Origin of the sequence: Streptomyces sp. R-74717 (genome assembly GCF_047305335.1) — a bacterium.
In the GTDB taxonomy this organism is placed as follows: Bacteria; Actinomycetota; Actinomycetes; order Streptomycetales; family Streptomycetaceae; genus Streptomyces; species Streptomyces atratus.
The window spans coordinates 9,452,970-9,464,894 of the sequence record NZ_CP102361.1 but is presented as its reverse complement, the minus strand read 5'-3'; the positions used below and the strand labels follow the sequence as shown (position 1 = coordinate 9,464,894).

Annotated in this window: 10 protein-coding genes, 1 pseudogene and 1 riboswitch; of the genes and pseudogenes, 5 read left to right on the top strand and 6 right to left on the bottom strand. The window is 69.2% G+C overall.

Annotated features, from left to right (window positions below):
- Window positions 1-92: 92 nt before the first annotated feature.
- Complete coding sequence (gene ltrA, locus NRF20_RS42760; RefSeq protein WP_413754294.1) at window positions 93-1,247, bottom strand: group II intron reverse transcriptase/maturase; 1,155 nt, start codon at window positions 1,245-1,247, stop codon at window positions 93-95.
- A 1,279-nt stretch (window positions 1,248-2,526) separates the two neighbouring features.
- Here ltrA and NRF20_RS42755 point away from each other — a divergent pair.
- From NRF20_RS42755 to NRF20_RS42735, 5 genes and pseudogenes are all read left to right on the top strand, one after another.
- Window positions 2,527-4,341 carry an ABC transporter ATP-binding protein gene (locus NRF20_RS42755; RefSeq protein WP_398633507.1) on the top strand — a complete coding sequence of 605 codons (1,815 nt, stop codon included), beginning with the start codon at window positions 2,527-2,529 and terminating at the stop codon, window positions 4,339-4,341.
- A gap of 183 nt (window positions 4,342-4,524) precedes the next feature.
- Complete coding sequence (locus NRF20_RS42750) at window positions 4,525-4,773, top strand: hypothetical protein (RefSeq protein ID WP_398633506.1); 249 nt, start codon at window positions 4,525-4,527, stop codon at window positions 4,771-4,773.
- A gap of 134 nt (window positions 4,774-4,907) precedes the next feature.
- A pseudogene (locus NRF20_RS42745) lies at window positions 4,908-5,072 on the top strand (hypothetical protein); the annotation flags it as partial.
- Between the two features lie 131 nt (window positions 5,073-5,203).
- A complete protein-coding gene (locus NRF20_RS42740) occupies window positions 5,204-5,299 on the top strand; it encodes a hypothetical protein (RefSeq protein WP_398633505.1) in 96 nt (31 codons plus the stop codon).
- A gap of 47 nt (window positions 5,300-5,346) precedes the next feature.
- Window positions 5,347-7,143, top strand: coding sequence for an acyl-CoA dehydrogenase (locus NRF20_RS42735; protein WP_398633504.1), 1,797 nt, complete (start codon window positions 5,347-5,349; stop codon window positions 7,141-7,143).
- 116 nt (window positions 7,144-7,259) lie between these two features.
- On the opposite strand, the gene thiD is transcribed toward NRF20_RS42735, so the two are convergent.
- The 5 genes from thiD to NRF20_RS42710 all read right to left on the bottom strand — a co-directional run bounded on the left by thiD (window position 7,260) and on the right by NRF20_RS42710 (window position 11,915).
- Window positions 7,260-8,057, bottom strand: coding sequence for a bifunctional hydroxymethylpyrimidine kinase/phosphomethylpyrimidine kinase (thiD, locus tag NRF20_RS42730; RefSeq protein ID WP_398633503.1), 798 nt, complete (start codon window positions 8,055-8,057; stop codon window positions 7,260-7,262).
- On the bottom strand, window positions 8,054-9,583 hold the full coding sequence (locus NRF20_RS42725; protein WP_398633502.1) for a thiamine phosphate synthase: 1,530 nt from the start codon (window positions 9,581-9,583) through the stop codon (window positions 8,054-8,056). Before NRF20_RS42725 ends, thiD begins: the two co-directional genes overlap by 4 nt.
- Window positions 9,575-9,669: riboswitch (TPP riboswitch) on the bottom strand. It overlaps the preceding gene by 9 nt.
- A gap of 146 nt (window positions 9,670-9,815) precedes the next feature.
- Window positions 9,816-10,373: a hypothetical protein gene (locus NRF20_RS42720; protein WP_398633501.1), complete on the bottom strand. Its 558-nt coding sequence runs from the start codon at window positions 10,371-10,373 to the stop codon at window positions 9,816-9,818.
- Between the two features lie 42 nt (window positions 10,374-10,415).
- Window positions 10,416-10,676 carry a hypothetical protein gene (locus NRF20_RS42715; RefSeq protein WP_398633500.1) on the bottom strand — a complete coding sequence of 87 codons (261 nt, stop codon included), beginning with the start codon at window positions 10,674-10,676 and terminating at the stop codon, window positions 10,416-10,418.
- A 216-nt stretch (window positions 10,677-10,892) separates the two neighbouring features.
- Entirely contained in the window at window positions 10,893-11,915 is a 1,023-nt protein-coding gene (locus tag NRF20_RS42710; protein WP_398633499.1) for an alpha/beta hydrolase, read from the bottom strand.
- Window positions 11,916-11,925 lie beyond the last annotated feature (10 nt).

Here is an 11,925-nt window from a genome sequence, read left to right as displayed (position 1 = left end):
TCTGCCGAGTAGCCGAGGGGATTCTCACCCCTCGGCTCTCACAGAACCGTGCGTAACAGTCGCCCGTTACACGGCTCTTGTCGTTCTGATCGTCAGACCACCACCGCGCTCACCGTCACGGTGAGTCGCCAGTGCGCGAACATGCGGGGGTATCGCCGGGCGATCTCCTGCATCTTTGCGAGGGCCTTTCGTTTGGCCTTGAGCCGCTTGTACTTCTGGCGGATCCAGCGCACCAAGTAGGCGTTGATGCGCATCACGAAGGGATGCAGCTCCCACGGCCGGAAGCGGCCGTAGTAGTTGATCCAGCCCGCCACGACGGGGTTGATCCATCGGGCAAGGTCGTTGAAGGACAGGTCCGAGCGGGTGTGCAGCTGCCATGAGCGCACCTCCCGCCCCATCTTCTTCAGGGCGTCGCTGCTGACGGCCGGGTCGAACGACAGGAACAATCTGCCGTGCCGGGTCCGGTTGCGTCTGGCGCGGAAGGTGTACCCGAGGAACGTGAACGCGGTGTGCTCGAAGGAGCCGTGGCGTCTGCCGTCCTTGCAGTACACGATCCGGGTCTTGGCCGGGTGCAGGTGCAACCCGACCTCAGCCATCCTGTCCGTGAACGCGGTCAGGACCTGGCGGGCCTGGCGCTCAGTGACGCAGTGCACCACTGCGTCGTCCGCATAGCGTTCGAACCAGACGGTCGGGAACTCCCGGGCCATCCAGGTGTCAAACGCGTAGTGCAGGAACAGGTTCGCCAGCACGGGAGAAACCGGGGCCCCTTGCGGGGTCCCGCGCTCCCGTTCCAGCAGGGTGCCGTCGGGCATCTTGAGCGGGGCGGCAAGCCACCTCCGGACATACAACATCACCCAAACGGCATCGGTGTGCGCCTCCACCGCCTTGACCAGCAGATCCCAGGGCACACTGTCGAAGAACTGGGAGATGTCGAACTCGACCACCCAGTCCCTTTTCCAACAGCGGTCCCGGCACTTCTCCACCGCATCCAAGGCGGACCGTCCGGGCCGGTATCCGAAGCTGTCCGGATGGAAAACAGAATCCACCCGTCGCATCAGATGCCGGGCCACCACGGTCTGCGCCACCCGATCGGCGACAGCGGGAATACCAAGCGTTCTCGTGCCGCGTCCCTGTGGCTTGGGAATGGCCACCGCGCGCACCGGAGGAGGAAAGTACGAGCCCGACGACATCCGGTTCCAGACCTTGTAGAGGTTGTTCCTCAGGTCATCGCCCTGACTTCCTCCCACGCTTCTTTGATTTCCCACTTCGAAATCTCAAACGGCTTGGTCTGCGACTTCAACTGGTCCACCGAACTCCTCCCGGACGCACTCCGGTTGATGCGATCAACACAGTCACGAACGACCCGGCCCCTTCGCTCCACCCCCATTACAGAGGCTTCAGCACTACTACGAGCCGGTCCGCCGGCACGCCCCGCTTCGGTACTCGACCCCTCGCAGTGTCCGCTGCTTGGGGCACTCCCTCTCGCCGCCGTTACGCGGCGGGCGGTATCGGGGCTGCCTTCTCCTGTTCCATGCGGAAGCCGCAGACCGGACTCACGTCGCCTACACGCCGGACACCACCTGACCAATAGACGGGCACCCGCCAGGCTCATCCCGGGGTCTGTCTCACACACCGGTTTTGATGTCGCCTGTCTGTCTTTCGACGCGTCAGCAGCGATTCACTTGCGTTCGTCTTTCCGGTCCCCACCTGACGTCTCTTACGACGCCTTCTCCTCATCGCTCACCACGACGGTCTTCAGCCAACGCAGCATGAGGTGGTTTGAAGCCTCCCCCCGCAGGGCGGCTCCGAAGGGCCACAAAACCTTCATCTTCCGCACAGCACCACTTATGGAAGCTTGCCTACAACCAACTCCATTTCATGTTCAGGACACAAGGGACAGGACAGCCGCACCGCGCCGTCGATCGCGGATCACCAGGCCCAGCTCGCACAGTCGCGGAAGGCAGTATGCGTTGCAACACCCCTGGGTGCGCAGCGGTATGGGCGGAGTGCACTTGTTCTCCGGAGCACCTCGTGGGGGTCGCCACCAAAGAGCTGGTGCCCCCCGTCGATCGAGTGCCGTCCGTGCGGACCATACGCAGAGAGCTGGGCACTGTCGAACACGCTGACCAGAAGCGATTCCTCAGGTCGCCGGCCGCGCCGGGCGGGCGGGGGCCCTGGCGGCGATCGTCCCGTACTGGAATCCCGACTGGCCGGTGGGGTGACAGCGGTGCTACGCCTGCGCCCGGGGGCTCCTGGCCGGTGTGTAGCCGGCTGCGGGTCGCCGTCGACTGAAAAAACGCTTGGACACCGCGGGCACCCCCGCGGGACACTGCGATTCCTGGCCTCCTTTACTCGCACGGATGCGTCGCCACGAGCAGCGCGGGGGCTCCGCCGTCGTGCCCCGCCTTCGGAAGACGACCTGGGCGAAGGCACTCACTCGAACCGAAGCTCCGCACGGACATGGGGCAACGGCTTCTCCCCGGAGAAGCGCGTGACGAGCTGCCGCACGACAACACAGGGGGTGGCATGGAATTACCTGAATCGCGCGAGGTTCCGCCCGGCGGGGGCTCGGTGCTCCTCGCCCTTCGTTACTACGGGCGGGAGTTGGCCCGGCTCCAGCGGCTGACGGTGCCCGCGATGCTGCTGCCGGCGCTGGGCAACATCGGCATCAACTACATCGCGCCGCTGCTCGTCGCGAAGCTCGTCGGCCGGATCGCCGGCGACGCCGGAATCACCATCGGCTCGGCACTGCCCTACATCCTCGGCTTCGCCGGCGTCCTGCTGCTCGCGGAGACGCTGTGGCGCGTCGGCCTGCACTGCCTGAACCGCCTTGACGCCCTCGGCATCGAGCACCTGTACGTGATCGGGATGGACGAGCTGTTCGCAAAGGACGCCACGTTCTTCCACGACAACTTCGCCGGGTCGCTGACCAAGCGGGTCCTGAGCTTCGCGTCCCGCTTCGAGGAATTCGTCGACACGCTGACGTTCTCGGTCGTGGGCAGCTTCGTGCCCCTGGTGTTCGGGTCGGTGGTGCTCTGGCGCTACGAACCGCTGCTCGTTGTCGGGCTCTTGGCGATGATCGCACTGACGGCGCTGTGCGTGACGCCCCTCATCCGACGCCGCCAGACGCTGGTCGACCAGCGTGAGGAGGCGATCGCCCGGGTGTCGGGCCACGTCGCCGACAGCCTGATGAACATGGACACGGTCCGGGCGTTCGCCGCCGAGGAGCGCGAGGCCGCCGAGCACCGCTCCCGCGTCGCAGTGTCGAGGCGGCTCACGTTGCGGTCGTGGGACTACGGCAACCTGCGCATCGACACACTGGTAGCACCGATGTCCGTGCTGACCAACGCGTTGGGCCTGCTGCTCGCGGTCGCCATCGGCGGGGGCGGGCACGGCGTGGAGGCAATCGTGGTCGCCTTCACGTACTACACCAACGCAACGCGGATCATGTTCGAGTTCAACCAGATCTACCGCCGCCTGGAGAGCTCGATGACGGAGGCCGCGCAGTTCACCGAACTGCTGCTGAGGCCGCCGACCGTTCTCGACCCGGCCGCGCCGGAGCCGCTGCTGTCCAGGACCGCCGACGTCCACTTCGAGCACGTGACCTTTGCCCACGCAGGCGCCGAGCCTCTCTTCGAGGGCCTCGATCTGGCTGTGCCCAGCGGGGCGAAAATCGGTCTCGTCGGCCGGTCCGGCGGGGGCAAGACCACGCTCGGCCGGCTGCTGCTGCGGATGGCGGACATCGACGCCGGCCGAATCCTGATCGGGGGTCAGGACATCAGCATGCTGCGCCAGGCCGACCTGCGCAGCCTGATCGCCTACGTGCCGCAGGACCCGGCGATGTTCCACCGCACGCTGCGGGACAACATCGCGTTCGCCCGGCCGGACGCCACCGACGCCGAGATCCGCCGCGCGGCCGAGGCAGCACACGTCACGGAGTTCGCCGACGCGCTGCCGGACGGCTTCGACACCATGGTGGGCGAGCGCGGTGTCAAGCTGTCCGGCGGTCAGCGCCAGCGGGTCGCCCTCGCCAGGGCGATCCTGCGCGACGCGCCGATCCTGCTGCTCGACGAGGCGACCAGCGCACTGGACTCCGAGAGCGAAATCCTCGTCCAGGAGGCGCTGTGGCGGCTCATGGAGGGGCGGACGGCGCTCGTGGTGGCGCACCGGTTGAGCACGGTCGCCACCATGGACCGGCTCGTCGTCCTCGACCGCGGACGGATCGTCGAGCAGGGCACGCACAAGGAGTTGCTCGCGTCGGACGGCGCCTACGCGAAGCTGTGGCAGCATCAGTCGGGCGGATTCCTCGACGACACCCCCGCACGGGCCGACCTGCGCTGAACGCGAGCCCGGTGCTCGCGCCGAACATGTGGGGCACCGAGCTCCTGCCGCAGACGTCGATCCTGCCGCTCGTCGATCTCGTCATCACGCACGGCGGCAACAACACGAAGACCGAGGCCCTCCGCTTCGGCAGGCCGAAGGTGCTACTGCCAGTTCTGGGACCAGCACGGCAACGCGCAGCGGATGGACGGGCTGGTCTTCGGCATCCGGCTGGACACCTACCGTTTCACGGACGGGGAACTGACAAGGACGGTGGAACAACTGCTCGCGGACAACGCGCTGCGGGAGCGGCTGGCCGGCGCCGGGCGTGACCGGGCGGTGCCGTCGCAGCGCCCCGGGCAGCGTCGGGTCAGGGCAGCGAGGCAGGCGTGGTCGGCCCGGCACGTGACCGCGACGTGGTCCACCGTCGGGTTCCTGTTGATGCCGTCGTAGAAAGCGACGGCTGCGTGGTGCCGGTAGCGGTACCGGCTCTGGTCGTGCGATGCCACGGCTGGTCCGACGAGCTGTCGGGAACGTTTGACGCGATCTAAGCAACCGCTTAGTCTCTCGGAGTCCGTGTCTGCCCGATCACCGCACCCTGGAGTCACCGTGACCTCAGCTCACGCAACGCTGCGGCATGCGAGGAGGCCGTACGGGAGCTTTCCGCACTCGGCAAGGCGATCGCCCTGCCCGCGGACCTGCCACAGGCCGGGGAGTGCCACCGGCTCGCCGCGGAGATCGCCGAACGGGAGGAACGGCTCCACATCCTGGTCGACAACGCCGGCGCGATCACCCCGGGCTCCTTCGAGTCCAAGATGATGGCCGCCACGCTCGATGCTCACGGTGACGCCGTGGCCGGCGCCGGATCGGACGCCCTGACGACATGGCCGGCGTGGCGGTCTGTCTGTCCAGCCGAGCCGGAGCGTATGTCACCGGCGCAGTGATCCCCGTTGACGGCGGCATCGGCACCACCGTCTGAACCGCCGACCTCATCCGCCCCCGCCCTTCCCGATCGGATTCACGACCATGGACTCCCTGCTGCTTTCCCGCCGCGACCTGGACTTCCTTCTCCACGACTGGCTGGACGTCACGTCCCTGACCCGGCGCCCTCGCTACGCCGACCACGACCGCGACACCTTCGACGCGGTGCTGGACCTCAGCGAGTCCATCGCGATCCGGCACTTCGCCTCGCACAACAAGAAGAACGACGCCGAGGAGCCCCGCTTCGACGGCGAGCGGGTGCACATCATCCCGGAAGTCAAGGCGGCCCTGCAGGTCTTCGCCGAGGCAGGACTGACCGGCGCCGCCATGGACTACGAGGTCGGTGGACAGCAACTGCCCACCGTGGTCGCCAACGCCTGCACGGCGTGGTTCCAGGCCGCCAACGTCGGCACCGCCGCGTATCCGTTCCTCACCATCGGCAATGCCAACCTGCTCCTGGCGCACGGCAGCGAGGAGCAGGTCGACACCTATGTGCGGCCCATGGTCGAGGGCCGGTTCTTCGGCACCATGTGCCTCTCGGAGCCGCAGGCCGGCTCCTCGCTGGCCGACATCACCACCCGGGCGGTGCCGGAGGCCGACGGTACGTACCGGATCACTGGCACCAAGATGTGGATTTCCGGCGGTGACCACGAACTCAGCGAGAACATCGTCCACCTGTTGCTGGCCAGGATCCCCGGCGGGCCGGCGGGCGTGAAGGGCATCTCGCTGTTCATCGTACCCAAGTTCCTGGTCGAGCCGGACGGCAGACCGGGCGAGCGCAACGACGTGGTCCTCGCCGGCCTCAACCACAAGATGGGCTACCGAGGCACCACCAACACTCTGCTCAACTTCGGTGAGGGCCGGTACACCCCGGGCGGCGCCCCGGGCGCGGTGGGCTACCTGGTGGGCGAACCCCACCGCGGGCTCGCGTACATGTTCCACATGATGAACGAGGCTCGCATCGGCGTCGGACTCGGATCCACGGCGCTCGGCTACACCGGCTATCTCCACGCCGTCGACTACGCCCGCACCCGCCCGCAGGGCCGCCCGCTGACGGGCAAGGACGCGAACGCCCCGCAGGTCCCCATCATCGAGCACGCCGACGTGCGCAGGATGCTGCTGGCTCAGAAGAGCTATGTGGAGGGCGCCCTTGCGCTCAGCCTCTACTGCAGCCGCCTGCTCGACGAGGAGCGCACCGCCGAGCAGGAGCCCGAGCGCGCCCGCGCCCGGCTGCTGCTGGACGTCCTGACCCCCATCGCCAAGAGCTGGCCCTCCCAGTGGTGTCTGGCCGCCAATGACCTCGCCATCCAGGTGCACGGCGGCTACGGCTACACCCGCGAGTACAACGTCGAGCAGTTCTACCGGGACAACCGCCTCAATCCCATCCACGAGGGCACTCACGGCATCCATGGACTGGACCTGCTCGGCCGCAAGGTCGTCATGGACGGCGGCGCAGGGCTGCGGTTGCTGCTGGAGACCATCGCGGCAACCATCGCCCGGGCCACGGCGGCCGGCGGCGAGGCGGCCACGCTGGCCGACCGGTTGGAGCAGGTCACGGCCCGCGTCGAGCGGACCACGGCCAGGCTGTGGGCGACCGGGGACCCGGCAACGGCCCTGGCCAACGCCTCTGTCTACCTGGAAGCCGTCGGCCATGTGGTGCTGGCCTGGATCTGGCTGGAGCAGTTCCTCGCGCTCAAGGACCATGCGGACGACTTCCACAAAGGCAAGCGGCAGGCGACCCGGTACTTCTTCCGCGTGGAACTCCCGCGAACGGGACCGCAGTTCGACCTGATCGACAGCCTGGACCGCACCGCGGCCGATAGCCGGGCCGAGTGGTTCTGACCCATGGGTCGGGCGGTTCCTGGCCTTCTGACGAGGAATCCGGGCCCATCTCCACACAGGCACCGCCCGGCGGGGCCCGTGTGGCGGCACGGCGGTGCGGGACTCATCGACCGGCGTCAGGTGTGCGCGCGGATCCGCCAGCCGTGGTCCACCGGCCCGATGCCGGCCCCCAGCGCGAACCCCGCCGCGATCGCCGCAGTGACGTAGTCCTTGGCCCGGCGTACTGCATCCGGTACGGGATGGCCCTGCGCCAGGCCCACCGCGATGGCCGAGGCGAGCGTGCAGCCCGTGCCGTGGGTATGCCGGTTGTCGTACCGCGGGGCGCGCAGCCAGTGCTCCTCCTCGCCGTCCGTCAGCAGGTCCGCCGCCTCGCCCGGCAGGTGGCCGCCCTTCACCACCACCCAGCGGGGCCCGTACGTGAGCAGCCGCGTGGCGGCGCGGCGCATGCCTGCTTCGTCCGTCGCCGTGATGCCGGTGAGCTGCGCGACCTCGTCGAGATTCGGCGTGGCCACCGTCGCGACCGGCAGCAGCGTGGTCCGTACGGCATCCAGCGCGTCGTCGGCCAGCAGCTTGTCGCCGTGCTTGGACACACTCACCGGGTCCACGACGACCGGGGCCGCCACGTCCGACAACAGCCCGGCGACCACCGTGACCAGCTCGGGCGAGGAGAGCATCCCCGTCTTGACCGCCTGGACACCGATGTCGTCCACGACACTGCGGTACTGCGCGCGCACCGCCTCCACGGGGAGGTCCCATGCACCCTGCACGCCCAGGGAGTTCTGTGCCGTGACAGCCGTGAGCACGCTCATGCCGTGGGCGCCGAGCGCCAGCATGGTCTTCAGGTCGGCCTGGATTCCGGCTCCTCCGCCGGAGTCGGATCCGGCGATCGTCAGCACGCGGGGCGGCGCGGTCATGCGTGGCTCTCCTCTCGGTTGCGGGTCCATGCCCGGGCGTAGGCCCGGGCCGCTGCTCGGGGATCCTCGGCGGCGCAGATACCGGAGACGGCGGCGGCACCCGCCGCCCCGGCATCCCGCAGGCGTGGCAGGTCGGCCGGAGTGACGCCGCCGATGGCCACGGCCGGCAAATCGCTGAGCCGGGCGAGGCGGGCGAAACCGTCATGGCCGAGTGCGGCCGGGGCATCCGCCTTGGTCCGGGTCACGTGCAGCGCGCCGATGCCGATGTGGTGGACGCGTGCCGGGTCCTCGGCGGCGGCGCGCAGTTCGTCGGGGGTGGCGGCGCTCAGGCCCAGGACCGCGTGCTCACCGATCAGTTCGCGTACCGCGGCCGGCGGCAGATCCGACCGGCCGACGTGGACCCCGGTGACGCGCGCCCCGGCTGCCCGGGCCGCCAGGAACACGTCCACCCGGTCGTTGGTGATCAGCGCCACCCGTTCGGGGACGACGGCAGCCACCTCCAGGACCGTCCGCAGGAACTCCCTCCCGGCGGCGTGCTTCTCCTGGATCTGCACGGCGGTGACGCCTCCGGCCGCGGGCCGCACATCGTTCATGGCGTTGCTGCTGAGGGCCGCCAGCGCCACGGCGAGCAGCCCGAACGCGCCCAGCAGCTCGTCCACGCCCGCGGCGGTCTGGTCGGTCAGCACCGAGGCACCCCACAGGCCGAGTGTCTGGACGGCGACGAAGGACCCCACAAGGCCGAGCAGCGTGCACCAGAACATGCGTGGGCGCGAGGTGGTGCGCGGCAGGTAGCGGCTGAAGTCGCTGGCGTACGGAGCCCAGGACAGGGTCAGACTCAGCGCGATGGTGCTGGTCAGGACGGACGCGCCGACCTGGTCGGCCCCGTGCGCGGTCCCGGTGCCGGCGGGGTGGACACCGTCGAGCAGCCGCCAGGCGATCAGCACGAACGCGGCAGCGAGCACGAAGGTCATGACGATCTGAAGCCGGTGGATGGCCTCGTAGCCCAGCACGCCGAGGGCTCCCTGGGCCACCAGCATGACCAGGACACCGAGCCAGAACGGCCAGCCGCACAGCCGCGCAAGCGCGTCCCCGCCGAACAGCCCGATCAGCGCGTCCCAGGCGACCGAGGACAGCCACTGCAGGATGCCGGGCACCGCCACGCCGCGGCCGAAGGCGAGCCGGGCCAGCGACAGCTGCCCGGCACCGGTCTGGCTCCCCCAGGTGCCCAGGTAGGCGGTGGGTATCGCGCCGAGGACGGTGCCCAATACGACGGCGGTGAGCGCCGCTGCGAAGTCCAGGCCGAGGGCGATGCCGACGGTGCCGGTGAACACGCCGGTCATGGTCAGATTGGGAGCGAACCATACGGTGAACAGGCGCCCGGGACCGCCGTAGCGGTTGCTCTCGGGGACCGGCTCTATACCGTGCGCTTCGACACGGAGGTCGCCGGGGGCCGTCGGCATCCGTCCGTCGAAGGCGGTCTGCCGGCCGTCGGCGGGCAGCCCGCCGGATACATGCGCCAAAGGCATGGAAGACATCCCTCCGCCAGTACGAACTGGTTCAGGTTCGACGGGTGTGATCTCAGCCCTCGGATGGGGCACCCCGTGTCCGGTGCGACGGACAGACTAACCCGATCGCTCCGGCTCTCACATCGCCGGGACCGGTGCTCCGAAAGGATCTCCGACAGGAGCAAGTGGTCGCTCGGCCCTGATGGGCTTGCCGTCGTAGTCGGAGTGGCGCTCCAACGGGAGATGAGCCGGGTCACCCCCGCGGCCGCCCTCGTCGCTGATGCGCGCGGCGCAGGTGCGAAGCGCTGAGACTGCCGTCGGAGACCTCGCAGATGAGGACTTCGGCGCGGATGAGGCTCAGGGAGAGCCGGCCGCGCACGTGCCGGATGGCGTTGTCGAAGACCAGCTCACTGACCATCAGTTCAGTGCTGAGCACGGGTGGTTTCAGGCCCCGGTCAGCAAGCTGACGGGTGGTGAGGGTACGGGCGCGGGCGACCTGCGCGGGGTCGACCGGCAGCTCCCAGCGTACGGCCCGTCCTGCCTGCAGAGGGCGGGGGCGGGCAATGAGCAGGGCCGCGTCACCGGATCGGGGCCCGGACAGCAGGGTGGTCGGCATCGCAGAGCTGCTCGAGCGGTCGTGCGGGGCCGGCCATGCTACGGGGCAGCTGATCTGGCCCTGCGTCGGCTCCGGGTCCGGTGCCTGGAGGAGGCCGTCGGTGCCCAGCGCAAGGACGGAGCCTTCCGCGAGTCGGCGTTCAGCGGTTTCGAAGGGCAGCCCGCCGCGCGGCCTGCCCCAGCGCCTCACCGTCATCGCAGCACATGCCCACCGCGCTGCCCTCCTCCACGTGCTCGCTCACTTCTGGCTGAGCTTGATGTGCTCGGTCAGGTTGCCGAGCTCGCTGCCGAGTTTCTGCACGGGGTCGGCGAAAGAGGCCAGGGCGGACTCGATGTCGACCGCTGCGGCCGTGTGACGCTCCATGACGGCTGCATGCTCCAGCCGTGCCCACACGGCTGCTTCGGCCACCAGTGCGTCGCGCTGAGGACTGGCAACCGGGTGCTGGGATGCCTGGGTGAGCAGCTCGCGGGCCCTCTGGGCAGGGGTGCTGTCGTTCATGGACTGAATCTTTACAGCGGACGCGGGGCGATGGGCGGTTTCGGGGGCGGGACACCCGGACCGAGCCGGTGGTGGAACTGGCACAGCATGCAGACGAGATCGCCGCAACCGGTGACGGTCCCACGATCTCCCTTGCCCGGCCGGGGGCTCGTCCCATACACGGCCGGCCATGGCGCGGCGGGGATGCCCGGGCGGCTGATCTCGGCACACGGCCGTTCAGCCGTCGGCCCGCAAGGCGTGGAGCAGCATCGGCAGCGAGGAGTGCAACTCACGCTGCCAGTACGCCCAGCCGTGGGTCCCCGGTCCGTAGAAGTGGGTGGTCACGTGCTTCGCGCCCTGGCGTTCGAGCTCGCTCGCAAGGGCATGGTTCTGCCTGTTGAAGTCCGCCTCGAGCGCGCTCGTGGTGCCCGGCGGGTCCAAGGGGCCGGTGGTGCCGTCACCGCAGGACAGGTGGACGGGGATCGGCCTGAGGCGCTTGGCCAGGTGGAACGGGTCGTGGGCGGCCCAGATGTCACGTTGCGCAACCGGGTCGCCCCAGACCCTCAGCGGGTCGGTGCCCTGCCCGGCGAAGAACCCCATGATGCGGTTGACCGACTCGTCGTTGAGCAACGGGTGCACAGAGCCGGAGTACGCCGCGGCCGCCTTGAACATCCCGGGGTGCCGGGCGGCATACATCAGGGCTCCCTGACCACCCATCGAAAGTCCCGCCACGACGCGGTTCCGGCTCGCCCCCCAGTCGTGCTCAAGGAGGAGGCGCAGTTCCTTGGTGTGGAAGGTCTCCCATGCCGGGTCACTGCCCTGGCCGTAGTTCCACCAGTCGCTGTACCAGCCGTTCCAGCCGGCCTCCGGCATGACCACGAGGACGTCGCGCAGGCTGTCGGTCCGCGCGACGTCGGTCCGGCTGGTCCACGACGTGTAGTCCCCGCAGCAGCCGTGCAGCAGCCAGAGGGTCGGCCAGTGCCGGCTCCGGTCGCCCGGGTTCCAGCCGTCGGGCGTGAGCAGACGCACGTTCACCGTCCGGCCGCCGAGGGCCGGTGAACGGACCGACAGGTCGACCTGCCGGTCGGCGACCTGGGTGACCGCGACGACCTCGGCACCCCGGGACGAGGGCCCGAACCCGCCCGCTACCCCGGCGGGTGACACTGTCGACGCGGTGGCCGGCGGGGTCGACGCCAGGGTGAGCAGCAGCACGGCAAGGACGAGCAGGAGGCGGGCTCGGCGGATCGGGATGGCGGTCATGGCGGCTCCT

What these genes read in the sequence shown, in the direction of transcription:
- NRF20_RS42755 (WP_398633507.1), top strand. Translation starts at nt 2,527, where the DNA reads ATGGAATTACCTGAATCGCGCGAGGTTCCGCCCGGCGGGGGCTCGGTG.
- NRF20_RS42750 (WP_398633506.1), top strand. Translation starts at nt 4,525, where the DNA reads ATGGACGGGCTGGTCTTCGGCATCCGGCTGGACACCTACCGTTTCACG.
- NRF20_RS42740 (WP_398633505.1), top strand. Translation starts at nt 5,204, where the DNA reads ATGGCCGGCGTGGCGGTCTGTCTGTCCAGCCGAGCCGGAGCGTATGTC.
- NRF20_RS42735 (WP_398633504.1), top strand. Translation starts at nt 5,347, where the DNA reads ATGGACTCCCTGCTGCTTTCCCGCCGCGACCTGGACTTCCTTCTCCAC.
- thiD (WP_398633503.1), bottom strand. Translation starts at nt 8,057, where the DNA reads ATGACCGCGCCGCCCCGCGTGCTGACGATCGCCGGATCCGACTCCGGC.
- NRF20_RS42725 (WP_398633502.1), bottom strand. Translation starts at nt 9,583, where the DNA reads ATGCCTTTGGCGCATGTATCCGGCGGGCTGCCCGCCGACGGCCGGCAG.
- NRF20_RS42720 (WP_398633501.1), bottom strand. Translation starts at nt 10,373, where the DNA reads ATGACGGTGAGGCGCTGGGGCAGGCCGCGCGGCGGGCTGCCCTTCGAA.
- NRF20_RS42715 (WP_398633500.1), bottom strand. Translation starts at nt 10,676, where the DNA reads ATGAACGACAGCACCCCTGCCCAGAGGGCCCGCGAGCTGCTCACCCAG.
- NRF20_RS42710 (WP_398633499.1), bottom strand. Translation starts at nt 11,915, where the DNA reads ATGACCGCCATCCCGATCCGCCGAGCCCGCCTCCTGCTCGTCCTTGCC.